This is a genomic window from Cupriavidus sp. HPC(L) (assembly GCF_000307735.3).
Classification (GTDB): domain Bacteria; phylum Pseudomonadota; class Gammaproteobacteria; order Burkholderiales; family Burkholderiaceae; genus Cupriavidus.
Genome location: NZ_AMPR02000455.1, coordinates 15,344 through 37,652, shown reverse-complemented (window position 1 = coordinate 37,652; position 22,309 = coordinate 15,344). Strand labels below are relative to the sequence as shown.

22 protein-coding genes are annotated in these 22,309 nt (G+C 66.6%); 9 read left to right on the top strand and 13 right to left on the bottom strand.

The genetic code is table 11. From position 1 onward, the window contains the following. Positions 1 to 4: 4 nt before the first annotated feature. Positions 5 to 757, bottom strand: coding sequence for an SDR family oxidoreductase (locus B551_RS23185; RefSeq protein WP_006575590.1), 753 nt, complete (start codon positions 755 to 757; stop codon positions 5 to 7). A gap of 164 nt (positions 758 to 921) precedes the next feature. Then, positions 922 to 1,938 carry a GlxA family transcriptional regulator gene (locus B551_RS23180; RefSeq protein ID WP_006575589.1) on the bottom strand — a complete coding sequence of 339 codons (1,017 nt, stop codon included), beginning with the start codon at positions 1,936 to 1,938 and terminating at the stop codon, positions 922 to 924. A gap of 255 nt (positions 1,939 to 2,193) precedes the next feature. Between B551_RS23180 and B551_RS23175 the strand changes: the two genes are divergently transcribed. After that, positions 2,194 to 3,222: a LysR family transcriptional regulator gene (locus B551_RS23175; RefSeq protein WP_006575588.1), complete on the top strand. Its 1,029-nt coding sequence runs from the start codon at positions 2,194 to 2,196 to the stop codon at positions 3,220 to 3,222. A gap of 36 nt (positions 3,223 to 3,258) precedes the next feature. On the opposite strand, the gene B551_RS23170 is transcribed toward B551_RS23175, so the two are convergent. Genes B551_RS23170 through B551_RS23160 form a run of 3 tightly spaced genes read right to left on the bottom strand, consistent with a single transcriptional unit; the run spans position 3,259 to position 5,842 of the window. Then, positions 3,259 to 4,017 carry an enoyl-CoA hydratase/isomerase family protein gene (locus B551_RS23170; RefSeq protein ID WP_006575587.1) on the bottom strand — a complete coding sequence of 253 codons (759 nt, stop codon included), beginning with the start codon at positions 4,015 to 4,017 and terminating at the stop codon, positions 3,259 to 3,261. Positions 4,018 to 4,070: 53 nt separating this feature from the next. Further along, positions 4,071 to 4,811: a glutathione S-transferase family protein gene (locus tag B551_RS23165; RefSeq protein ID WP_006575586.1), complete on the bottom strand. Its 741-nt coding sequence runs from the start codon at positions 4,809 to 4,811 to the stop codon at positions 4,071 to 4,073. Between the two features lie 50 nt (positions 4,812 to 4,861). Then, the gene (locus B551_RS23160; RefSeq protein ID WP_006575585.1) at positions 4,862 to 5,842 is read right to left on the bottom strand and encodes a quinone oxidoreductase; all 981 of its coding nucleotides are present in this window, start codon (positions 5,840 to 5,842) and stop codon (positions 4,862 to 4,864) included. Positions 5,843 to 6,069: 227 nt separating this feature from the next. Here B551_RS23160 and B551_RS23155 point away from each other — a divergent pair, with 227 nt between their 5' ends. Both B551_RS23155 and B551_RS23150 read left to right on the top strand, forming a co-directional pair. Further along, positions 6,070 to 7,269 (top strand): CaiB/BaiF CoA-transferase family protein, encoded by a 1,200-nt coding sequence (locus B551_RS23155; protein WP_006575584.1) that lies wholly within the window; start codon positions 6,070 to 6,072, stop codon positions 7,267 to 7,269. Positions 7,270 to 7,365: 96 nt separating this feature from the next. Further along, positions 7,366 to 8,358, top strand: coding sequence for a tripartite tricarboxylate transporter substrate binding protein (locus B551_RS23150; protein ID WP_006575583.1), 993 nt, complete (start codon positions 7,366 to 7,368; stop codon positions 8,356 to 8,358). A 53-nt stretch (positions 8,359 to 8,411) separates the two neighbouring features. Here B551_RS23150 and B551_RS23145 read toward each other — a convergent pair whose 3' ends face one another. Further along, a complete protein-coding gene (locus tag B551_RS23145) occupies positions 8,412 to 9,095 on the bottom strand; it encodes a GntR family transcriptional regulator (RefSeq protein ID WP_023265109.1) in 684 nt (227 codons plus the stop codon). A gap of 313 nt (positions 9,096 to 9,408) precedes the next feature. Here B551_RS23145 and B551_RS23140 point away from each other — a divergent pair, with 313 nt between their 5' ends. Further along, on the top strand, positions 9,409 to 10,047 hold the full coding sequence (locus B551_RS23140) for a DUF4142 domain-containing protein (RefSeq protein ID WP_023265108.1): 639 nt from the start codon (positions 9,409 to 9,411) through the stop codon (positions 10,045 to 10,047). Here B551_RS23140 and B551_RS26320 read toward each other — a convergent pair. Genes B551_RS26320 through B551_RS23130 form a run of 3 tightly spaced genes read right to left on the bottom strand, consistent with a single transcriptional unit; the run spans position 9,956 to position 13,141 of the window. After that, on the bottom strand, positions 9,956 to 10,426 hold the full coding sequence (locus B551_RS26320) for a hypothetical protein (RefSeq protein ID WP_006575580.1): 471 nt from the start codon (positions 10,424 to 10,426) through the stop codon (positions 9,956 to 9,958). The two genes, B551_RS23140 and B551_RS26320, sit on opposite strands and share 92 nt — an antisense overlap. Positions 10,427 to 10,467: 41 nt before the next feature. After that, a complete protein-coding gene (locus B551_RS23135) occupies positions 10,468 to 12,126 on the bottom strand; it encodes a hypothetical protein (protein ID WP_006575579.1) in 1,659 nt (552 codons plus the stop codon). A gap of 52 nt (positions 12,127 to 12,178) precedes the next feature. Further along, positions 12,179 to 13,141, bottom strand: a complete 963-nt coding sequence (locus B551_RS23130) for a tripartite tricarboxylate transporter substrate binding protein (RefSeq protein ID WP_006575578.1) — start codon at positions 13,139 to 13,141, stop codon at positions 12,179 to 12,181. 244 nt (positions 13,142 to 13,385) lie between these two features. Between B551_RS23130 and B551_RS23125 the strand changes: the two genes are divergently transcribed. Continuing rightward, on the top strand, positions 13,386 to 14,084 hold the full coding sequence (locus tag B551_RS23125) for a GntR family transcriptional regulator (protein ID WP_006575577.1): 699 nt from the start codon (positions 13,386 to 13,388) through the stop codon (positions 14,082 to 14,084). Between the two features lie 147 nt (positions 14,085 to 14,231). Here B551_RS23125 and B551_RS23120 read toward each other — a convergent pair whose 3' ends face one another. From B551_RS23120 to B551_RS23110, 3 genes are all read right to left on the bottom strand, one after another. After that, positions 14,232 to 14,984, bottom strand: a complete 753-nt coding sequence (locus B551_RS23120) for an amino acid ABC transporter ATP-binding protein (protein ID WP_006576340.1) — start codon at positions 14,982 to 14,984, stop codon at positions 14,232 to 14,234. A 40-nt stretch (positions 14,985 to 15,024) separates the two neighbouring features. Further along, positions 15,025 to 15,678 carry an amino acid ABC transporter permease gene (locus B551_RS23115; RefSeq protein WP_006576339.1) on the bottom strand — a complete coding sequence of 218 codons (654 nt, stop codon included), beginning with the start codon at positions 15,676 to 15,678 and terminating at the stop codon, positions 15,025 to 15,027. 186 nt (positions 15,679 to 15,864) lie between these two features. Further along, a complete protein-coding gene (locus B551_RS23110) occupies positions 15,865 to 16,668 on the bottom strand; it encodes an amino acid ABC transporter substrate-binding protein (RefSeq protein WP_006576338.1) in 804 nt (267 codons plus the stop codon). Between the two features lie 224 nt (positions 16,669 to 16,892). Here B551_RS23110 and B551_RS23105 point away from each other — a divergent pair, with 224 nt between their 5' ends. The 4 genes from B551_RS23105 to B551_RS23090 all read left to right on the top strand — a co-directional run bounded on the left by B551_RS23105 (position 16,893) and on the right by B551_RS23090 (position 21,008). After that, positions 16,893 to 17,774 (top strand): Ku protein, encoded by an 882-nt coding sequence (locus tag B551_RS23105; RefSeq protein WP_006576337.1) that lies wholly within the window; start codon positions 16,893 to 16,895, stop codon positions 17,772 to 17,774. Beyond that, a complete protein-coding gene (locus tag B551_RS23100; RefSeq protein ID WP_006576336.1) occupies positions 17,771 to 18,634 on the top strand; it encodes a tetratricopeptide repeat protein in 864 nt (287 codons plus the stop codon). The genes B551_RS23105 and B551_RS23100 overlap by 4 nt, the downstream gene beginning before the upstream one ends. An 824-nt stretch (positions 18,635 to 19,458) precedes the next feature. Next, on the top strand, positions 19,459 to 20,319 hold the full coding sequence (locus B551_RS23095; RefSeq protein ID WP_006576335.1) for a hypothetical protein: 861 nt from the start codon (positions 19,459 to 19,461) through the stop codon (positions 20,317 to 20,319). Between the two features lie 17 nt (positions 20,320 to 20,336). Further along, positions 20,337 to 21,008, top strand: a complete 672-nt coding sequence (locus tag B551_RS23090; protein WP_023265105.1) for a hypothetical protein — start codon at positions 20,337 to 20,339, stop codon at positions 21,006 to 21,008. 54 nt (positions 21,009 to 21,062) lie between these two features. Here B551_RS23090 and B551_RS23085 read toward each other — a convergent pair whose 3' ends face one another. Then, positions 21,063 to 22,265 (bottom strand): amino acid aminotransferase, encoded by a 1,203-nt coding sequence (locus B551_RS23085; RefSeq protein ID WP_023265104.1) that lies wholly within the window; start codon positions 22,263 to 22,265, stop codon positions 21,063 to 21,065. Positions 22,266 to 22,309 lie beyond the last annotated feature (44 nt).

Below are 22,309 nucleotides of genomic sequence, written 5' to 3'. Positions count from 1 at the left end.
GCGCCTACTTGACCTGCGATTGGCGCATCCAGTCCTCGAAGCTGATGCGCCCCAGATGGGCCTGTCCCTCCGGCACCAGCGAACCCGTCTGCAGCTCGGCGCCGAAATAGCGAGCAGCGGGATCGACCTTGACCGTGCGCGAATCTCCGATCGCCTGCAGATAGCGCTGCACGATGTCGCTCATCTTGAACGGTTCCGGGCCGGCGATCTCGACGATGCCGTTCGCGGGCGCGGCCAGCGCGCGATCGGCCACGGCCTGCGCGACGTCTTCCGACGAAATCGGCTGGATCAGCGCGGGCGACAACCGGATCGTGTCGCCCTGCGCCGCCGCTTGCGCGATGCCGCCGAGAAACTCCAGGAACTGCGTCGAGCGGACGATCGTATAGGGCACGCCGGACTCGCGGATCAGGGTCTCCTGCGCGAGCTTGGCGCGGAAGTAACCGTTCTGCGGAAGCCTGTCGGTGCCGACCACCGACAACGCAACGTGGTGTGCGACGCCCGCTTCCTTCTCGGCGGCAGCCAGGTTGCGCCCCGATGTCTCGAAGAAATGCAGTACCGCGGCATCCTCGAACGATGGCGAATTGGCGACGTCCACCACCACCTGCGCGCCGGCCAGCGCCTGCGCGAGCCCTTCGCCGGTCAAGGCGTTGACGCCGGTTTGCGGCGCCGCGGCGAGTACCTGATGCCCCTCGCTCGATAGCCTCGCCACGACCTTCTTGCCGATCAGGCCCGTGCCGCCAATGACAACGATCTTCATGATGCTTCTCCCTGCTGTGAGTGGAAGTGGAACAACTTCACGCTCATGCTAGGGGTCGCGCATCGCGCGCACCAGACCGATGCCGAAACCACGGTGTTTCCCGATCGGCACCAATCGGAGCGGGCAGACCGGAGCAGGCAGACCGCTCGAAAGCAATGCGCGGATCAGCGATTGACCTTCAACCGGTATTCGCTGGGCGAGAGCCCGAAGTGCCGGTGGAAAGCGACCCGCATGCGTTCCTCGCTGCCAAAGCCGCATTCGCGCGCAATCTGGTCGACGGGCTTGTCGATGTCCTGCAGCATGCCGCGCGCCGCTTCCATGCGGAAGTGCTCGACGCCCTTGGCCGGCGTGCGCCCGGTCTTTTCCTTGTAGACCCGCGCGAAGTTGCGCGGGCTCATGCCGACGCGATCGGCCAGTTGTTCGACCGACAGGTCTTCTCGCGACAGATTCTGGGCGATCCACAAATGCAGCGTCTCGAAGACCGGCACCTGCCGGCTCTGCGCGATCAGCATTTCGCTGAGCTGCGGCTGCGCGCCTGGGCGCTTCATGTAGACCGCGAGCTCCTTGGCGACACTGAGCGCGACCTCGTGGCCGCAATCGGCCTCGACCATGGCCAGCGCCAGATCGATGCCGGTGGTAACGCCCGCGGACGTCCACAGGTTCTGCTGCTGGACGAAGATCGCATCGGCGTCCAGATCGACCATGGGGAACATCTCGTGGAACCGGGCCAGCATCGCCCAATGCGTGGTGGCGCGCTTGCCATCGAGCAGCCCGGCGTGTGCCAGCAGGAATGCCCCGCTGCAGACCGAGGCCGTGCGCCGGACCTTGCCGGACACCGTGCGCAGCCATTCGATCAGCGAGCCGGATTCTTTCGCCACCTGCAGGATCTTCGGCGAGCCGGGCACGATCACCGTATCGACGGTGCGCGGGTCCAGGCTGTCGAGCGCCACCGTCTGCATCGCCGTGCCCTCGACCGCCGGCACGGCACCGCCGAACTCGCTGGCGACATGGCAGCGATACTCCGTCATGCCGCGCTCGCGCGCGTACTGGGATGCGGCCCAGAACACGGTCTGCGGACCGGCGAAATCGAGCAGGCTGACATCGGGATACAGCACGAACACGACGTTGCGCGGCGTTGGTTCGATGGCCGCGGAGACGGGGAGAGAAGAATTCAATTCCATGGCAACCGGGAAAGAGACACCGGATGTTATGTCCCGCCGACGATCGCGTGCAAGATCGCATCAATGCGGCAATGCGGCAAAGCGACGCCGTTTCCATTCCTGCACCAATCGCGAGCGCGCATCGCAAATCGCCTGGAAACGGGATGGCAGCCTGGCAGAAATTCAGGGAACGCTGTCATTTACGGTACAGCGACGCCTGATTAGCATCCAGGCACGCCATATCTCTGCGCGGCCATGCATTCAGGGAGTGCTGAAATGAACCAATCGGAAACAGCGGAACGCGCCTTTCGCCTCAGCCTGCCCAATCGCGCGGACGCGCTCTCCACCAGCTTCGCGGCCAGCTATGCCGGCATCATGGCATTCATGGCGGTGGCCAGCGAGGGCAGCTTTGCCAAGGCCGGCGAGCGCCTGGGCATCGGCCGCTCGGCCGTCAGCCGCAACGTGCAGAAGCTGGAGACCCAGCTCAGCACGCGGCTGTTTCTTCGTACGACCCGTACCACACAGCTGACCCGCGAAGGTCAGCGATTCTTCGAAAACTGCCATCAGGGCGTCACGCATATCGTCGAAGCGATGAACGACATGCTGGAGCTACGGGAGGGCCCGCCGCGCGGCCTGATCCGCATCAGTTCGACGGTGGGATTCGGCCGCAAGATCGTCGCCCCGTTGCTGGAGCGCTTCATCAAGGCCTATCCGGATATCGCGATCGATCTGCTGCTCGACGACAAACCGACGGATTTCGCCTCCGAGCAGATCGACGTGGCATTTCGCAATGGCCGCATCGAGGACTCGAGCATCATCGCCAAACGACTGATTCCGATGCAGATGGCATTGTGCGCATCGCCCGCCTATGCGGCCGCGCGCGGATTGCCGCAGACGCTCGAACAATTATCGGAGCACGACTGCATCAATTTCCGCTTTGCCAGCGGGCGGATATTCGAATGGGAGTTCAAGGTCGACAGCAATGTGCGCAAGCTCATGCCGACGGCCCGGCTGACCTTCAACGACGCCGATCTGGTGCTCGATGCGGTGCTGCAGGGCTGGGGCATCGCGCAGATGGCCGGATACCAGATCTGCGGCCACCTCGCGAACAAGGAACTGGTCGTCGCGCTGGGCCGGCATGCGCCGGACGATCGCGGCCACTACATCTGCTACCTCAGCCGGCAGCACCTGCCAACGCGCATCCGCGTCTTTATCGACTTCATGACCGAGCAGATCCGCGCGCTGGATCTCAATTGCCTGACCGAATTCAACGACGAAACGTTGGGACAGGAATTGGCGGCTTGAAACCCGGTCCTTCGGCCCAGCGCGCTTCACTAGTCCCTATCGTCCGACAAAGCGCGGCACGCGTTTCTCCTTCCACGCGAGCGCGCCCTCCTTGATGTCCTCCGATTGCACCGAGCGTTGCATGTCGGCGGTCAACGCCTCGACGTCCAGCACGCCGCGCGCGATCGCGTTCAAATGCTTTTTCATGCCGAACACCGAGATCGGCGCCAGCGAAGCGATGGTGGAAGACAGCTGCTCGACGCGCGCGCGCAGCGCGCCGGCCGGCACCAGCTCAGTCAGGAAGCCGCATCGGAACATCGCCTCGGCATCGATCTTCTCGGCGGTCAGGAACAGATGCTTGGCGGCGTTCAGTCCCAGCCGGGTGACATAGCGCTCCATGCCGCGCTGGTAGAAATGCAGGCCCAACCGGGCGGCCGGCATGAACATCTCGGTGGCAAGCGTGCCGATGCGGAAGTCGCAGGCGAGCGCGAGATCGGTGCCGCCGCCATAGACTCCGCCGTGAATCTCGGCAATCGTCACCGGGCGGCAGTCTTCCAGCGCATTGACCAGTGGCTCGAACCCGGCGCCGCGCTGCCCTGCGGCCAGCTTGCCGATATCGAAGCCGCTGCAGAAGTACTTGCCGCTGCCGCGAATCCGCAGCACCAGCACGTCGGCCTCATTGACCGTGTCGACATGCTGGCGCAGCGCAGCCAGGTCGTCCGGCCCCAGCCGGTTGGCGACGTCCGGCCGGCTCAGCGTGATGGTGGCGATACGGTCTTCGATCTCGAGGATGGGGAGCGATCCTGTGTCTGACATGGCTGACCTTGTAATGAGAGGGAATGATCGAATCAAGGGGAAAAGAATGCCGCCTATGCGCTTGCCAGCGCAGCGTCGAAACGGTCGATCCGCGCCTGTGCAAAGGCGGGACGGGCCTGCACGCGCCGCCACCAGTCGGCCACGGCGGGAGCGGAATCCGCTGACAGCGCATTGACATCGAGTTCGGCGAGCCGCGCGACGAACGGCACGGCGGCGATATCGGCCAGCGTGTAGCGATCGCCAAGCAACCAAGGACCGCCATCCGCCAGCATCGCCTCCATCTTCGGCACGATGGCCTTCAGCTGGTCCAGCGCGGCGCGCTTCTCGTCGTCGGTATAGGGCTGTCGCGCGACGCGCAGCCACGCCTCGCGCCGCTGCGCGGTCGGCACGCGGCCCAGCCGTTCGGCCAGCTCGGCATCGGTCCATTGCGACGCCTGCGCCTGGAACACGAGGCTCCAGTTCAGAATCAGCAGGTTCGGCAACGCGCGCTCGTCGGTCCAGCGAATGAAGTTGCGCATCACGGCGCGCCCGTAGGGATCGTCCGGCCGCAGCGGCGGCTGCGGATGCGTGTCGTCGAGGTATTCGCAGATGGTGCTGCTTTCGTGCAGCGCCCTGCCGTCGTCCAGCACCAGCCCCGGCACCACGCCGTTGGGGTTCACGGCCAGGTAAGCCGCGGAATGATGCTCCTGCCGGCGCATGTCGACCGGCACGCTGTCGTAGCCGATGCCTTTCTCCGCAAGGCACAGGCGCACCCGCCGCGACGCGCTGGACAGCCAGCTGTGATAGAGCTTCATGCCGATTCTCCTGGCACCACCGGCGATGCCGGTTCGATTGATCGTTGGGTCTAAGGAATCAGCACCACGGCGCCGCTGGTCTGCCGGGCCTCGAGCTGCCGGTGGGCCTCGCGCGCATCGGCAAAGGCAAAGCGCTGCCCCACTTCGAGCCGGACATGGCCGGCGGCAACCGCTTCGGTCAGCGCCGCCATGCCGTTACGTAACGAGGCGGCATCGGCGATGAAGGTGCGCAGCGTGGGACGACAGACCATCAGCGACTTCGCATGCAGCAACTGCAGGTCGAACGCCTCGACGTCGCCCGATGCGGTGCCGTAGTTGATCGCCATGCCCAGCGGCCGCAGGCACGACAGCGACGGCACGAACACGTCCTTGCCGACCGCGTCATAGACCACCGCGACGCCGCGGCCATCGGTCAGCTCCAGCGTGCGCGCGACGAAATCCTCGCGGCGGTAGTCGATGGCGTGATGGCAGCCATGGGCCAGCGCCATTTCGCGCTTGGCCTCCGAGCCGACCGTGCCGATCACGGTTGCACCCAGCGCCCTCGCCCATTGGCAAAGGATCACGCCCATGCCGCCGGCGGCCGCATGCACCAGCACCGCATCGCCCGGTTGAACCGGTGAAATCCGGCGCAGCAGATATTCCGCGGTCAGGCCACGCAGCAGCGTGGCGCCGGCCACGTCTTCGGGGATCTGCGGCGGCAACGGCACCACGCGCGCCGCGGGGACGTTGCGCACCACCTGATACGCCCCCGGCTGAAAGCACCCGACCGATTGGCCAACCTCCAGCCCGCTGACCCCCGGTCCCAGCGCTTCGATCCGCCCCACCCCCTGCGAACCGAGGATGACGGGGAACGACGTCGGCTGATGGGGACCATGGCTGCCGCGCCGTTGATAGATGTCCGCGAAATTGACGCCGATCGCGCTCTGCCGGATCTGGACTTCGCCCTCGCCCGGCGGCGGCACCGCGACCTCGATGAATTCCAGCGCGTCCGGGCCGCCGTTCTTCTGTATTTGTATTGCCAATGTCTGCATACGTTTCCTTGATAGTGGAAGCGCGGCCATAGCGTACAAGGCACATTTGGCGATCGGGTCGCTGTCGAAACGCGCGATCCACGGCCTGCCCGGAGCCCTGTCCAGCGCAAAGTCTAGGACACCATTCTTTCATCCGCATCCATATAACCCCCTATTCGTATACAGATGATTTGTGTGCGTATACTCGCTTGCACTCCGTCTCCGCTCAATCACCGCCTCCCCCAACCATGCCCCCATCCGATTCCCAACTGCCTCTGCACGGCATCAACGTCCTCGACCTGACGGTCGCCCGCGCCGGCCCGGCCGCGGTTCGGCTGCTGTCCGACTGGGGCGCCAATGTCATTCGCCTCGAGCCGCCGCCGCCGAAGGACCACGGTTCGGTGACCGGCCAGCGCCGCGGCTCGGACGAGCAGAACCTTCACCGCAACAAGCGCAGCATGTGCGTGGACCTGAAAACGCCGGAAGGGGCGCAGATCCTGGCGCGACTGCTCGAGAACACCGACGTGGTGGTCGAGAACTTCCGTTCGGTGGTCAAGGCCAGGCTCGGGCTGACGTACGAGGCGCTGAGCGCGCGCAATCCGCGCGTAATCCTGGCCAGCATCTCGGGCTTCGGCCAGGACGGCCCGTACAGCGAACGGCCCGGGGTCGACCAGATCGTCCAGGGCATGTGCGGCCTGAGCTCGGTGACCGGCGAGCCCGGGCGCGGGCCGGTCCGTGTCGGCATCGCGATCTCCGATACGACGGCAGGCATGTTCCTGGGCCAGGGGATTCTGCTGGCGCTGTTCCACCGCGAACGGACCGGGCGAGGCCAATGGGTCCATACCTCGCTGATCGAATCGATGCTGAACAAGCTGGATTTCCAGGCGGCGCGCTACACGGTCGACCGCGAAGTCCCCACGCAGCAGGGCAACGCGCATCCGACGCTGGTGCCGATGGGCACCTATCGCGCCAGCGACGGGCTCGTCAATATCGCGGCCAGCACGCAGCGGATGTGGGCCAACTTCTGCCAGGCGCTGGAGGCGCACGATCTGCTCGACCACGCCGACTATCGCGACGCGCGATCGCGTGCCCGCCACCGGACGCGGCTCGACGAAGCGATCGACGCCTACACCTCGCGCTTTACCTGCGCGGAACTGATGGCGCGGCTCAATCCGGCCGGCGTGCCTTGCGGCCCCGTCCTCGATATCGGCCAGGCGTTCGAGGACCCGCAGGTACGCCATCTCGGCATGACGCGGTCCGTGCGTCATCCGGTGCTCGGCGAACTGGACCTGCTGCGCTCGCCGATCAATCTGTCCGCCGCGCCCCACCCGGAGCGCTTTGCGCGCGCTGCGCCGGACCCGGGAGAGCAGACCGACGAGCTGCTCGGCGAGTTGGGCTTTGCGCCGGAGCTGATCGCGCAGTGGCGCGGCAAGGGCGCGATTGCCTGACGAATAGGCCTGACGAATAGGCCTGACGATCGCCCTGACGATCGATGTGGGGCCGCAGAGCCCGATCGACCCATACAACACGACAAGGAGACACCGATGCACAGCCATTCCACCCGGACTGTCACGTCCTTCGCGGCCCTGGCGGCCGTGGGGCTGATCGGCACCGCCGCATCCGGCCACGCGATGGCCGACGGCTATCCGAACAAGCCGATCCGGCTGGTGATTGGTTACACGCCGGCAGGCGCGGCCGACTTCGTTGCACGCGTCGTCGGCGAGGCGATGTCCAAAGAGCTGGGGCAACCGGTCGTCGTCGAGAACAAGCCCGGCGCCGGCAGCACGCTCGCATCGGCATGGCTGGCGCAGGCGCCGGCGGACGGCTATACCCTCGGGCTCGCTACCGCGACGATCTATGGCATGGACCAGCACCTGTACAAGGTCAAGTACAAGCCCGACAGCTTCACGCCGATTACCCGGCTGACCATCTCGCCGCTGATCCTGGCCGTCAACAAGGACCTCGGCATCGCCGATGTCAAGACGCTGGCCGCCAAGGCCAAGGCGAATCCGGGCAAGTTCAACTATGCGTCGTCAGGCATCGGCGGCTCGCCGCATGTCGCGGGCCTGTCGTTCGCAAACGCCATCGGCGTCGACATGACGCACGTGCCGTACAAGGGCGGCGCGCCGGCCTTGCAGGCGGTGGCCGCGGGCGAAGTGGAGTTTTCCTTCGGCACGGCATCGTCGGTGCTGCCGCTCGGCACGCAGGGTGTGGTCAAGATGATCGGCGTCACCACGCCGCAGCGTTCCGCGGTGGCGCCGGGCCTGCCGACCATTGCGGAGTTGGGATTGCCGGGCTTCGACTACACCTTCTGGTTCGGGCTGTTCGGACCGGCGGGACTGCCCAAGGGCGTGACAGACAAGCTCTATGCGGCCGCTACCAAGGTGCTGGCCGACCCGGCGATTCGCACGCGTCTTGTCGACAACGGCAGCGAGCCCGCGCCGTCGCGCTCGCCGGCGGAGTTCAAGCAATGGGCACAGCAGGATGGCAAGGTCGCGCTGCAACGCACGGTGCAGGCCGGTGTGAAGATCGACTGAACGTCGACTGAATGGTCGACTGAATCGCGGCGCGCATCCAGGCACGCCCTCCTTCAGCGCGGCGCCTTGGCGCCGACCGCCTCGTCCGGCATCGACGCGATCATGTCCGCATAGACGTTGCCGCCGGTCGAGATATGCTCGACCATCGCGCGGGCCGCCGCTTCTTCATCGCCGCGCAGGATCGCTTCCATCACCGCGCCGTGCTCTTCGAGCGAGGCGCGAATGCGCGCGGGCTTCTCGAAGCGGTAGTCGCGCATGCCGCGCATGCGGGCCCGCATCGTGCGGATCTGCGCGCTGAGGATCTCGTTGCGGCAGGCATCGTAGATGACCGCGTGGAACCCGTCGTTGGCCTCACGATAGCGGTCCGCGCTGGCCTGCGCCGCGGCCTGCTGGCAAGCCGCGTAGGCCTCGCGCAGTGCCTCCCGTTCGGATTCGGTGATGCGCCGCGCCGCCAGCTGGGCCGCCAATGCCTCGAGCTGGACCAGGATCTCGCTCATCGCGACGTATTCGCGCAGCGTGATCGCCGATACGATCGCGCCGCGGCGCGGCACCAGGTCCACCAGCCCCGCCGACGCCAGCCGGATCAATGCCTCCCGCACCGGCGTACGCGATACCGAGAAACGCGACAGCAATTGCTGCTCGTCGAGTTGGGCGCCGCTGGCCAGCTTGCCGGAGAGGATCTCCTGTTCGATGGTGGCGCGGATCGTTTCCGCCAGACTCGTTCGCTCTTCGGGCATGCGGCAGGGACATCGGTTTGAGTGGGGCCAATTCTACTACGGCGCCCCTCGAAAACGGCTTTTTTGCATGCACTGCGCCGCGTTGTGTGTACGGAGCAGAAGAAAGCCGCTCCGTACACAGCGGATTCCACGGTTCGAGCGTTTTTACCGCCGCATGCAATTTTTTCGCCGGCGGGCACGTTCGCGCAGGCGGTCGTCGCGGGCGCCCTGCGTTCGCGGGCCTCGTTGCACCGCCTGGCGGCGCGCGGGACCGAGCTGGGCGTGGATATTGCTGAACGAGGCATACCCATCCACGATCAAGGGAGAACATGCCATGCCCATTCGTATCATTCGCACCAAAGCACTCAGCGCCCTCGGTACCGCCGCCTGCTCCCTGCTGCTGTCCTCGGCGGTGATGGCGCAGGGCACCAGCACCGCGCCGAAGAACACGGCGCCCGGCAATATGCCCGCCACGACCGCAACGGATGAGAGCGGCACGCGGGGCACCGCCCGCGATACCAGCAAGCTGGTGCGCGCCGACCGCAGCTTCCTCGAGAACGCAGCACAAGGCGGCCTGGCCGAGGTCGAAGGCAGCAAGCTGGCCGAACAGAAGGCCTCCAGCGCCGACGTCAAAACCTTCGCGGCCCGCATGGTCAAGGACCACACCACGGTCAACGAGGAGCTGACCAAGCTGGCCTCGAGCAAGGGCTATACGCCGCCGACCGAACCGTCGGTCGTGCAGCGCACCGAGCTAAAGGGACTCAGCGCCCTGGACGGCGAGCGCTTCGACAAGATGTACGCCAGCCGGATCGGCGTCGCCGCGCATGAAAAGACGGTCAAGCTGTTCCAGGAAGCCGCGAAGAATGCGAAGGACCCCGATATCAAGGCCTTTGCCGCCAAGCACGTGCCGGATCTGGAGCAGCATCTGCAAATGGCGCGCGACCTGAACAAGAAGGTCGGTAACGACAAGTAAGCCCTCGTCCGGCCGGTAACGCGGGCAGGCCGCCGTCGATGGCCAGCATCGGCAGCCACATCGTCGCCAGATAGGCCGCTACCTGCAAATTCGGCGGCATCGCGGCGGCGGCCTGCAAACCCAGCGCGCACAGCGCCGGCATCGCCACGACCATCGCGGCGAACCGCCGTGCCAAGCCGATCGTCCCGTCGCGTGTCGGCGCACGCGGCAGTGCGCAACCGAGCATCATTGCGGCGCTGCTGACCGGAAAGGCGCGCAGGTGGTCCACCGTCCATTGCCCGAAGACGGTCGGGTCGATCCACGGCCCCGAGGTGGCGCAGCGCTGCAGATAGAGCGTGGCGCCGTGCCACAGGCCATCGAGCGCGAGATCGGCGGCCATCGCGCCGGCCGCGATGGCAATGGCGAGGGACAAGCGAGCCCTCAATCCGATGCCGCCCCGCCATGGCAGCAGTGGCCGGCCTGAGCCGGCGCGGCATCCTGTACCGCCGAGCCCTCCGTGCCGCAGCAGTTGCCAGGCAGCACCGGCGCCTGCACGCCGCTGTGGTTGCAGCATCCGCCCTTCCACCAGCGCGCGCCCTCGCCTTCGCAGTACTTGGCATCGGCATCGACCATCCGCATGAACATCGGGTGGTAGTTGCGGCAGACCTCCAGCTCGGTCTTGACCCAGTGCACCGGGTCCTTCGCATAGTGCGACCAGTAGTCGCCCTGCATATTGATGCCGGGCACGGCAGGGTTCCAGCTCTCGTCGAGCCACAGGTCGGGGTCGCCGTACTTCGCGCACAGCTTGCGGATCGCGGGATCGTCGAGCGCCAGCAGCCGGCCGTTCTCGATGATGTTCTCGTTGTCGCCGGACCGTTCGGTCGTGTACGTCGGGAAGTAGAGGTGCAGGTGCCAATGGCCGACCAGGTGCCCCATCCTGGCGGCCTCGCGCTCGGCCATCGACGAGATGATGGTGCCGAAGCCCATATGGATGACGCCGGAGCGCACGCGTTCATACAGGCAATTGACGAAGCCCGACGGGAAGTCCTTGCGCGGCCGATGGATATGCGGATTGGTGCCGATCGACGCCTCCCACCAGTACATCAGGCCCTTGCCCGGGAAGGTCGGATACTGGATGTCCCTGGTCTGCTCCATCACGTTGCGCAGCTTGTCGCCGAAGTCGCCGCCGGCGTTGATGCGCGTGATCCTCGAATTCTCGACGACGAGCTGGGTCCAGTCGCACGGGGCGATATGGTTGGTGGTGCCGGCGATCACGCCGCAGCCGTCCTCCTTGAACGGATGGAACATCCACGGACGCCCGGTGATATGGCCCGGCAGATAGGTCTTGCCGAAATGCTCGTTGCCGCGCCAGGTCGCCGCGGTCAGGTCGGGGTGATAGAACTCGCGCCGCGCGTCCCAGTAGTCGTCGTGATTGGTGAAGCTGATGTCGGTGCCTTCGGGGTCCGTAATGCGCGCCCGCCGCGCGGTACGGATCCGATCCCAGGTCCAGCGGTCGATCGCGTTGATCACCTCGATCGGCATCGCGTGCGCCGGTGAGGCGAGGATTTCCGGCGTGATGAACGGCATGCGCTGGATCTTGATGAAGCGCTCGGCCAGCACCGGGCCGCCGTAGCCCATCAGGATCTTGTCGTACTGCTGCTTCTTCTCTTCCTCCTCCCACATGTCCATCCACTGCGCCAGCTCGCGCGTGCGGAACAGGTAGTAGTCGACCTCGTCGGCGCCGACCCAGGTCGGGATCGGACCGCGATCGACCTTCTGGATCTCGTACTTGACCTTGTACTTATCGAGGATGCGCTGGCACGCCTGGATCGTCAGCTCGCTGTGCCAGTTGTCGACGCGCAGCAGCACGCGCTCGCCCTCCTTCAGGTCCCAGCAGGCATTGAGCCCGTGGTTGTACGGACGGCGCGCGACATGCTCGAGATACGGCAGCAGCTGGTCGGCATCGGCGATCTCGACGAACGGCGGGCAGCGCGGACGGCGGCTGTCCTTCAGCGGCGGACGGTCGTAGTGCGGCAGTCCGCTGCGATCGTCGGCGGCGGGCGAACGGGCGTTGGCGTTGGCAGTAATGTTGGCGGTCATGTCTGTCTCGGTTCCTGCTTGATTCCTGGTTCGTCCAATCGGCATTCAGCGATCAATCGACGCTCGCCCCGGAGCGCTTGACCAGCGCCCCCCAGCGCTCGTATTCGGCACGGACGAATTGCGTGAAGGCGGCGCTTGACTGCGGCACCGGTTCGGCGCCGCGGTCCAGCAGTTGCTGCCGCAGCGCCGGGTCGGCCAGCGCCTTCTGGATCGCGGCCTCGACCTTGGCGACCACCTCCGGTGGCGTGCCCTTCGGCACGAAGATGCCGTCCCACGCGCTGACCTCGAAGCCGGCCACGCCCTGCTCCGCCACGGTCGGCACATTGGGGAAGCTCGGCACGCGCTGTGCCGTCGTCACGGCAAGCCCCTGCAACTTGCCGCCGCGCACCGCCGGCATGACGTTGGGCATCACCTCGATCATCAGGTCGACCTGGCCACCCATCAGGTCGGTCAGCGCGAGCGCGCCGCCGCGATACGGCACATGCACCATCGAGACGCCGGTCGACGCCTTCAGCAGCTCGGAGGCCAGATGCGAGGTGGTGCCATTGCCGGCCGACGCGACCGTGTATTTGCCGGGATTGGCCTTCAACACCTGCAGCAGTTCGGGAAAGCGCTTCGCCGGAAAACCGGGGCGCGTGACCACCATCGTCGCAATGCGCGTCAGCTGCGCCACCGGCACGAAATCCTGCATCGCGTCGAAGCCGGTGCGCTTGTACAGCGCGTGATTGATGGCGAAGGTGCCATTGGTGCCATACAGCAGCGTGTAGCCGTCCGGCGCCGCCTTGGACGCGGCCTGCGAGCCGATATTGCCGCCGGCGCCGGCGACGTTCTCGATCACCAGCGTCTGGCCCAGCTCCTTGCCGACGCGGGTCATCACCAGGCGCGCCAGCGTGTCGCCGCCACCGCCGGCCGGAAACGGCACGATCAGGCGGATCGCCTTCGACGGATACGGCTCGGACGCGGCGAGCGAAGGCGCGGCGCCGGCCAGCAGCCCGGACGCGATGGCGATGGCCACCGCTCGGCGGCGCAGCGAAACGGCGGGCGAGCGAGAGGCTCGGCGCCTGGGAAAGCGGGATGGCACGGTCTTGTCTCCTGTCCGGCATGTCGGCGATGTTTGCATGCAAACACGCATTTGTATGCCTCGTATTGTCGTTACGACCTTATTTTTGCATGCAGTATTGGCGATGCGCACGACTGCGTCAAGCCGTCCCCGTGTCATAATGAAGCCCGGCAAGTTCGCCCTAATGCACTTTTGACCGATGGCCTCTCAGATCGAACGCGTGACGATGGAATTGCGGCGCCGCATCCTGGCGGGCGAGCTGCAGGCCGGCGAACGGATCCGCGAGGTGCAGTTCTCCGGCGAACTGGGCGTGTCGCGCACTCCGCTACGGCTGGCGCTGGGCGAGCTGGAAAAGGAAGGACTATTGGAGCGGCTGCCCACGCGCGGCTTCCGCGTGCGTCAGGTCACGCTGGACGAAGTGGCGATGGCGATCGACGTGCGCGGCACGCTCGAAGGCATGGCGGCCCGGCTGCTGGCCGAGCACGGCGTCACCAGAGAGGTATTGGCGGAGCTGCAGGCCTGCGTCGACGAAGGGCGCCTGCTGGTCGAACAGGCGCTGCTCGGCCGCGATACGCCGGTCGATACCGCACGCTGGGCCGCAATGAATGCGCGCTTTCATCGGGCATTGGTGGAAGGCGCGGCCAATCCCGCGCTGGCCTCGGCGCTCGACCATATCGCCAAGACCCCGATGGCCGGCCCCGGCGCGCTTGGCGCGGCGGGCGTGCAGCCGTCGCTCGAACTGGCCTTCGTGCAGCGGGCCCAGTTCGATCACGAGGATGTGGTGCGGGCCATCGTCGCGCATGAAGGGGCGCGCGCCGAAGCGCTGATGCGCGAGCACGCGCGCCGCAGCCGCGACAACAAGCGCGCGCTGGTGCAGGGGCTGCATCCTGCGACGTAGCGGGCCAGCGCCCGCCTCGCCTCGCCTCGCCTTGCTTCGCTTTCGCCGTGCCGTGCCGTTCCGTGCCGTGCCGTTCCGTGCCGTGCCGTGCCGTGCCGTGCCGTGCCGTGCCGTGCCGTGCCGTGCCGTGCCGTGCCGTGCCGTGCCTTACAGCATATGGGCCAGAAACTCGCGCGTGCGGGGATGCTGCGGCGCGCGGAAGAACTCCTCGGACGGCGCGCTCTCGACGATGCGGCCCTGGTCCATGAACACGACCCGGTGCGCGACCTCGCGCGCGAAGCCCATTTCGTGCGTGACCACCAGCATCGTCATGTGGTCGTCCGCCAACTGCCGCATCGTGCGCAGCACCTCGCCGGTCAGCTCCGGGTCCAGCGCCGAGGTCGGTTCGTCGAACAGCATGATGTCGGGCTCCATCGCCAGCGCACGTGCGATGGCCACGCGCTGCTTCTGCCCGCCCGACAGCCGCGACGGGTAGTTGTCGCGCTTCTCCAGCAGCCCCACCTTGCGCAGCAGCGCATCGGCGGTCGGCACGATGGCCTCGCGCGCGATGCCCTTGACCGTCATCGGCGCCTCGATGATGTTCTGCAGCACCGTCATGTGCGGGAACAGATTGAACGACTGGAACACCATGCCCATCTTGCGGCAGATGCGGCGTACCTCGGCGTCGGAAACATAACGGCTGCGCTGGTCCGCGCCGGGCTCGGCCAGCGTCTCGCCCTCGATCTCGATGCTGCCGCCGTCGATCGTCTCGAGATGGTTCAGGCAGCGCAGCAGCGTGCTTTTGCCCGAGCCGGACGGCCCGATCACCGCCACCACCTCGCCCTTGCGCAGCGTCAGCGAGACGCCGTGCAGCACGCGATTGGCGCCGAAAGACTTGACGATGTCGCTGGCGCGGATCATCACCGGGCGTTGCTGCCCGTCGCCGTCGCGGCTCTGCGGCTCATTGATCGTGTGCGGCATAGCGTTTTTCCAGGCTTTGGAACATCCAGGTCAGCAGCAGCGTCATCAGCAGATAGAAGGCCGCGGCGACCAGGAAAGGCGTGGTGGTGAAGTCGCGCTGCACGATGCCGCGCGCGGTGCGCAGGATGTCGTTCAGCGCCAGCACGTAGATCAGCGACGTGTCCTTGACCAGCGTGATGGTCTCGTTGCTGACCGGCGGCAGCACGCGCCGCACCATCTGCGGCAGCACCACGCGGCGCATCGTCTGCAGGTAGGTCATGCCCAGCGCCTTGCTGGCTTCGTACTGGCCGCGGTCCACGGACTGGATGCCGGCGCGGAAGATCTCGGCGAAATACGCCGCGTAGTTCAACGCGAAGGCCACCACCGCCGCGGGGAAGTCCGGCAGGCGCACGCCGACCACCGGCAGCAACGGCAGCGCGAAATAGACGAACAGCAGCTGCAGCATCAGCGGCGTGCCGCGCATCAGCCAGATATAGCCGTTGACGGCGACGCTCAGCGGCCGCCATGCCGACAGGCGCGCCAGTGCCAGCGCCAGCCCCAGCGGCACCGACAGCGCCAGCGTGATGAAGAACAGCGAGAGCGTGATCCGCGCGCCCTGCGCCATCGGTCCCAGCAGGGAGAGAACGTAGTCCATGGATCGAAACCCGGCGCGCGGGGGTACAGGAGGAAGAATCGAGACGGCAAGGTCTCGACGACCATCATGTCGTTCCCGCGAAAGCGGGAATCCAGCGTCTGTGGAAGCCGCTGGGTCCCCGCCTTCGCGGGGACGACAGGATGTTACGCCAACAGGCTCTTGCGTTGGCCCGGCGGAACGCCGCGCTTACTTGATCAGATTCGCGCCGAACCACTGCTGCGCGATACGCGCGGCCGTGCCGTCCTGCTTCATCTCGGCCAGCGTCTTGTCCAGTTGGGCCAGCAGCTCGCCGTCGTCCTTGCGCAGGCCCACGCCGTAGTCCTCGGTGCCGAAGTTCTCGTCGAGCACGCGGTACTCGCCGGCGCGCTTGCTGACCAGGTAGCGGCCCACGACCTCATCGACGACGATCGCATCGAGGCGGCCAGCCGACAGGTCCATCAGCGCGGTCACGTTGTCGCCGAAGGTCTTCAGTTCCTTGATGCCGGCGGCGACCTGCGCTTCCTTGCGGATCGCGTCGACCGCGCTGCTGCCGTCCTGCGCGCCGACGATGCGGCCGGCCAGATCGGCCTTGGCCTTGATCGGCGAGGCGCTGCCCACGACGATGATCTGGTGGTTGCTCATATAGGGCGCGGTGAAGCTGATGTTCTTCTTGCGCTCTTCGGTGATGGTCAGGCCGTTCCACAGCACGTCGACGCGCTTGCCGTTCAGTTCGGCCTCCTTGGCGCTCCAGTCGATCGGCTTGAACTCGACCGTCATGCCGAGCCGGCGCGCGGCCTCCTTGGCCATGTCGATATCGAAGCCGACGATCTCATTGTTGGCATCGCGAAAGCCCATCGGCGGGAAGTTGTCGTCCAGGCCGACCACGACGGTCCTGGCGGCCGCGGCCGGGGCGCTGGCGGCACCGGCCGCCGCCGGGGCTTGCTCGGACTTGCCGCAGGCGGCGAACAGGGCCACGGCGGAGACGATCAGGAGGGCTTTCAGTGATTTCATGATGTGAGAGGAGCGGAGCGAGAGAGATCAGAGCAAAGGCGGGCGATGCCCGGGGCCATCCGACATCCCGCTTCGACACGGTGAGATGGCGGCAAACCCGCCATTATACGAAAGACCGATCCGTTCGGAGAATGTGGCGCACAGGCCGGCGTCGCCGGTCCGCGTCGTCTATCCTTTAGCAATGCGCTAAATCCTTTAGCAATGCGAACACGAAAGGTGACGACATGGCCGCACGCTCCATTGCCTCCCTCTCGCTGAGCTTCGGCTTGGTTTCCATCCCGGTCCGGGTCTTTTCCGCGACCGAAAGCAAATCCGGCGTCGGTTTCAACCTGCTGCACAAGGGCTGCGGCTCGCGGCTGCGGCAGCAGTACATATGCCAGCGCGAGGGCGTCGTGGTCGAGCGTGCCGACATGGTCAAGGGCTACGAGTTCGAGAAGGACCGCTACGTGGTCTTCACGCCCGAGGAGCTCGATGCGCTGGAGACCGGCGCGCGCCACACCATCGACATCGTCGCCTTCATGCCAACCGGCGCCATCGACCCGATCTATTTCGACAAGGCCTACTATCTGGCCCCCGACAAGCGCGGCGCCAAGCCGTACAGCCTGCTGACCGAGGCGATGCGCAAGACCGGGACCTGCGCGCTGGCCACCTGGGTCTGGAAAGGCAAGCAGTACATGGTGCAGGTGCGCGCCAACGACGACGGCCTGGTGCTGCAGCAATTGCTCTATGCGGACGAGGTCCGCTCGATGGCCGATCTGAACGTCGAGCGCACCGACATCCGTCCCGCCGAACTGACGCTGGCCGAGCAGCTGATCGAGCAGAGCACGGTGGAGGCCTACGACCCCGCGGCCTATCAGGACGAGGAGAAGCTGCGCGTGCTGGCCGAGATCGACAAGAAGATCGAGGGCAAGAAGATCACGGTATCGGCGACGGCGGAGCGGCCCAGCGAAGGCGGCGAGGTGATCGACCTGATGGCGGCGCTGAAGGCGAGCCTGAGCAAATCGCAGGCCGCGGCGAAGAAGCCCGCCCGCGAGACGGCGCCGCGCAAGAGCGCCAAGCGCGCCGCGGAGCCCGCGGCCCCGATTCGACGTACCGCCAGGAAATGAGCGCCGTCGGCAAGGACAGCTTCACGCTGAAGGACATCGAAGGCACGTTCGGCGTCTCGCGCGGAACGGTGGCGAGCCTGACGCGCGCGGGCTTGCTCGAACCGGTCAAGGGCAGCCGCGGCGAGCGCCAGTATTCGTTCCAGGACGTGGTGTTGATCCGCACCGCGGATTCGCTGAAGAAGGCCAATGTCCCGCCGCGCCGCGTCACTCGCGCGTTGCAGCGCCTGAAGGCATGGTCGCAGGACCGGCCGCTGTCGGGCGTGCGAATCGCGGCGGTCGGCAATGGTGTGGTCGTCTCGGAAGCGCATCGCCAGTGGGAGGTGGAAACCGGCCAGCTGGTGATGGAACTGCAGCCGAGCCGGTCGCAGCCGGGCGCGGTGCTGTCGATCCAGTCGGCGAGGAAGTCGGAGAACTGCGCCGAGGACCGCGCCAACGACGGGACCGATGCCGGCACCGACGCGGGCACGTGGTTCCAGCTCGGCTGCCAGCTCGAAGCGCAGGACATGCGCAAGGCCGAGCAGGCCTACCGCCGCGCGATCGCGATCGCGCCCGACTACGCCGACCCCTATCTGAACCTAGGCTGCCTGCTGACGGAAGCCGGGCGCGTGCAGGAGGCCGAAGCGCTGTATCGGGACGCGGTCGCCGCCATCGGCGATGAGCCGCTGCTCCACTTCAACCTCGGCGTCACGCTCGAGGATCTGGAGCGATACGAGGACGCGCTGCGCAGCTATCACCGCTGCATCGATATCGCGCCCGACATGGCCGACGCGCATTTCAACGCGGCCCGCCTGCACGAGCAACTGGGCGACGCGCATCGCGCGATCCGGCACTTCAATCAGTACCGGAAGTACTGCCGCTGAAGCCCTGTCGCGCACGCTTGGTGCGCCGCAAGGTTGAGACTTCTCAACGGCTATGGGATACTTACCCTGGTTTCACCCCTTTTTTCAGGGCCGATGGAGCAAACGCTCCACCGAAAGCCCGCCATTCGCGCCTGCGTCTGGCCAATCTTCCTTCCTTCAAATTCGCGACCGAATGCAAACCGTCCTGCGCCGCACCGCCCTTTACCAGCATGCCCTGCATGCTGTGGCGGCACGCGCGTACGGCGACGCTTGCGGCTTTGCCGCGCGTCAGGCCATGGTCGCCCGCACATCCCATATTCCCGCCGTGCTTCTCTCAGCCGTGCGGGGAGCCAGGGACTAAGCCACACCACAGTCCCACACCGGTCTCCCTGGCACGGCACATTGCCCGGGGATCGCCATCCATCGATGGCGGTCCACTGTTCAACGTGCAAATGGGAGAGCGCATGTCCGCCAAGACCAAAAAATCCGCCGCCGTCTATTACCGCGCCGTGCTCGCCATGGCCGGGATTGCCGCGCTTTATCTGGCGGTTGAATTTCTCGTGCTGAATCCGCTGTAGGCGGTTTGGGCGTGTTGCCCTCTCCCCCCCAGCCCCTCTCCCGCAGGCGGGAGAGGGGAGCAGGCCATCGGCACGCAGGAATGCAGTCGCGATCCCGGGCTCCCTCTGCCGCTCGCGGGCGCGGGAAGTCATCAGCCGACACGCAAGCCTTGATACCGCGCCGGCCTGCTCCCTCTCCCGCTTGCGGGAGAGGGTTGGGGGAGGGCAACCCCCATCGCCCACAGCACGCCAGCCTCCCTTTCACCGACTACCGAGATCCCGATGTCCATGGAACTCACCCAGAATTTCGTCAAGGCGAAACGCCCCTGCGCGGACGGCTACAAATGGTTCCTGCGCAACCGGCATGATGGCAGCGACTACCAGCGGCTGCTCGATGCGCTGGTCGATGCCGGCCGCGTCGGCGACGCATGCTGGCTGCTGGACCAGTTCGGTCCCACCGATGCCGTGCTGACGCTCGATGCGCTGAACGCCGGCGCGCTGGTCTTCGCCGGCACGCTGGTCGTGCGCGGTGCCATCGATGTCGATTCCGTGGTCCGGGCCGGACGCACGATCCGCGTCGGCGGCGGCATTCGCGCCGGCACCGCGATCATCGCCGGTGAAGATATCGATTGCGCGGGCAATTTGTACAGCGGCGGCGCGATCGAAGCCGGCGGCGACATCAAGGCCGCGTGGGGCATCGACGTCGCGACCTTTCTCGATGCCAAGGGCAGCGTGCGCGCGGGCTGGGACATCAGCGCGGGCGAGCATATCCACGTCGGCCGCAACCTGCGCGCGGGCGACAGCATCGCCGCGCAGCACGCGATCCGCTGCGGCGGCACGCTGAAGGCCGACGGCGATCTGCAGGGCCACGGCATCAGCGCCGGCCAGGGCATCGAGGCCGGCGGCACGATCCGCAGCAGCCACCATATCGAAGCCGGCTGGGGTATCAAGGCAAGCGGGTCGATCGTCGCCGATAGCGCAATCAAGGCCGGCGAAGGCGTGCAGACCGACGAAGAGATCGTCACCGGACCGGGATACGGCATTCATGCGGGACTGAACGTGCGGATCGATATCTGGGACGTCAGCGCGCGCATCGTTGCCCGCAGCAAGCCGCAGAACCTGGTCAGCGGCGCCTGGCAGACCGGTTGACCGCCGCCATGTCATCGATGCTGGCTCACGCGGCGTTCGGCGCCGTTGCATGGCGCGGTTCCCCGCGCCGGCGGCACGCAAGCCGCCCTACCCTCGCCCGCCTGCTGCGCGCCATCGAGCTGCGCATCGACGTCGAGCACGCGCCCGACACGCTCGAGGCCGAATTGCAGGCGCTGTACGACCGGCTCTACCAGCCCGGCGACTGCCTGCACGACATCGCGGCAACACCGTCCGCGCTGCCCGGCCTCGTCGTGCGCTACCGCGAAGCGGATGGCGAGTACTACTTCTATGTCGAAGACACGGTGCGGCGCTGCCTGGCCGGCTATACCGTCTTCAACCGGCTGGTCGAACTGGACCGCCGCGCCGACCGCCATCTGCGCGCACCGCATTCGAAGTTCGCGCCGCCCTACCAACGCCAAGGCCTGGCCTCGGCGATCTATCGCTCATACCTGGACGCGGGACACTGCCTGATCACCGGCGCACGGCAATCGCCCGGCGCGCATGCGCTATGGGAGGCCCTGGCGCACAACTACGAGCGCGGCTATGTCGATCTGCGCAGCAAGACGCTGTGCTATCTGGGGCCGGAGGTCTGCGAACCGGTGCTCAGCGATCTGCATACCCGGATGGTGCTGCTGGGAAGAGGATGGACAATTCCGGCGCTGGCTTCCGCGACCGGGATGGTGATGTAAACGAAGAAAGGCCAGCGCACTTCCGTACGCTGGCCCTTCCCTGGCGCTGCAGGATCAGCCCTTCGCCCCCATCACGCCGGCGATCGCCTTCGCGACCACCGCCACGTTGCCGTGGTTCAGGCCGGCGACGCACATGCGGCCCGAGCGCACCAGATAGACGCCATGCTCGGTGCGCAGCGTATCGACCTGCTCGGCCGACAGGCCGGTGTAGGTGAACATGCCGCGCTGCGCAAGATAGCGCGACAGGTCCGCACCGCCGGCCAGGCGCTGCAGATTGTCGTGGATCGCCGTGCGCATCGCCGCGATGCGGTCGCGCATGGCGGCCAGCTCGGCCTCCCACGACTGGCGCAGCGCCGGGGTCGTCAGCACCTTGCCGACGAGGCGGGCGCCGTGCGTCGGCGGGTTGCTGTAGTTGGCGCGCACCGCGCCGGTCAGCTGACCCAGCACGCGGCCGGCTTCCTCGGCGTTCGCGCAGACCACCGACAGGCCGCCGCAGCGCTCGCCGTACAGCGAGAAATTCTTCGAGAACGAATTGGCCACCAGGCACGGCACGCCTTCGCGCACGAGCTCATGGATCACGAAGGCGTCTTCATCGAGGCTGGTGCCGAAGCCCTGGTAGGCCATGTCGACGAACGGCAGCAGGCCGCGCGACTTGACCACGGCGATGACCTCGCGCCATTGCGATTCGTTCAGGTCCACGCCGGTCGGGTTGTGGCAGCAGGCGTGCAGCAGCACTACATGACCCTTCGGCACCTGGCGCAGCGCGTCGATCATCGCGTCGAAGCGCAGGCCGCCGGTGGCGTCGTCATAGTAGGGATAGCTGTTGACCTGGAAGCCGGCGCGCTCGAACACCACGCGATGGTTGTCCCAGCTCGGATCGCTGATCCACACCTGCGCCTCGGGGAAATAGCGCTTCAGGAAGTCGGCGCCGACGCGCAGCGCGCCCGAGCCGCCCAGCGTCTGGATCGTGGCCACACGGTTCTCGGCCAGCGCGGCGCTGTCCGCGCCGAATACCAGCTGCTGCACGGCCTGGCGATAGCCGGGGATGCCCGCCATCGGCAGATACGGGCGCGGCCCCTGGTCGGCGACCAGCGCGGCTTCGGCCTCGCGCACCGCGGCCATCAGCGGCAGGCGGCCTGCGTCGTCGAAGCAGACGCCGATCGTCAGGTTGACCTTGTCCTGACGCGGGTCTTGCGCGAAGTTTTCGTTCAGGGACAGGATGGGGTCGCCGGGGTAGGCGTCGATATGAGCAAACATGAAAACCTCAGGCCAGATTTGAGACCGATCCAAATTGGGTGATG

Coding starts and splice junctions, on each gene's coding strand:
- B551_RS23185 (WP_006575590.1), bottom strand. CDS start 757: ATGAAGATCGTTGTCATTGGCGGCACGGGCCTGATCGGCAAGAAGGTC.
- B551_RS23180 (WP_006575589.1), bottom strand. CDS start 1,938: ATGGAATTGAATTCTTCTCTCCCCGTCTCCGCGGCCATCGAACCAACG.
- B551_RS23175 (WP_006575588.1), top strand. CDS start 2,194: ATGAACCAATCGGAAACAGCGGAACGCGCCTTTCGCCTCAGCCTGCCC.
- B551_RS23170 (WP_006575587.1), bottom strand. CDS start 4,017: ATGTCAGACACAGGATCGCTCCCCATCCTCGAGATCGAAGACCGTATC.
- B551_RS23165 (WP_006575586.1), bottom strand. CDS start 4,811: ATGAAGCTCTATCACAGCTGGCTGTCCAGCGCGTCGCGGCGGGTGCGC.
- B551_RS23160 (WP_006575585.1), bottom strand. CDS start 5,842: ATGCAGACATTGGCAATACAAATACAGAAGAACGGCGGCCCGGACGCG.
- B551_RS23155 (WP_006575584.1), top strand. CDS start 6,070: ATGCCCCCATCCGATTCCCAACTGCCTCTGCACGGCATCAACGTCCTC.
- B551_RS23150 (WP_006575583.1), top strand. CDS start 7,366: ATGCACAGCCATTCCACCCGGACTGTCACGTCCTTCGCGGCCCTGGCG.
- B551_RS23145 (WP_023265109.1), bottom strand. CDS start 9,095: ATGCCCGAAGAGCGAACGAGTCTGGCGGAAACGATCCGCGCCACCATC.
- B551_RS23140 (WP_023265108.1), top strand. CDS start 9,409: ATGCCCATTCGTATCATTCGCACCAAAGCACTCAGCGCCCTCGGTACC.
- B551_RS26320 (WP_006575580.1), bottom strand. CDS start 10,426: ATGGCCGCCGATCTCGCGCTCGATGGCCTGTGGCACGGCGCCACGCTC.
- B551_RS23135 (WP_006575579.1), bottom strand. CDS start 12,126: ATGACCGCCAACATTACTGCCAACGCCAACGCCCGTTCGCCCGCCGCC.
- B551_RS23125 (WP_006575577.1), top strand. CDS start 13,386: ATGGCCTCTCAGATCGAACGCGTGACGATGGAATTGCGGCGCCGCATC.
- B551_RS23120 (WP_006576340.1), bottom strand. CDS start 14,984: ATGATCCGCGCCAGCGACATCGTCAAGTCTTTCGGCGCCAATCGCGTG.
- B551_RS23115 (WP_006576339.1), bottom strand. CDS start 15,678: ATGGACTACGTTCTCTCCCTGCTGGGACCGATGGCGCAGGGCGCGCGG.
- B551_RS23110 (WP_006576338.1), bottom strand. CDS start 16,668: ATGAAATCACTGAAAGCCCTCCTGATCGTCTCCGCCGTGGCCCTGTTC.
- B551_RS23105 (WP_006576337.1), top strand. CDS start 16,893: ATGGCCGCACGCTCCATTGCCTCCCTCTCGCTGAGCTTCGGCTTGGTT.
- B551_RS23100 (WP_006576336.1), top strand. CDS start 17,771: ATGAGCGCCGTCGGCAAGGACAGCTTCACGCTGAAGGACATCGAAGGC.
- B551_RS23095 (WP_006576335.1), top strand. CDS start 19,459: ATGGAACTCACCCAGAATTTCGTCAAGGCGAAACGCCCCTGCGCGGAC.
- B551_RS23090 (WP_023265105.1), top strand. CDS start 20,337: ATGCTGGCTCACGCGGCGTTCGGCGCCGTTGCATGGCGCGGTTCCCCG.
- B551_RS23085 (WP_023265104.1), bottom strand. CDS start 22,265: ATGTTTGCTCATATCGACGCCTACCCCGGCGACCCCATCCTGTCCCTG.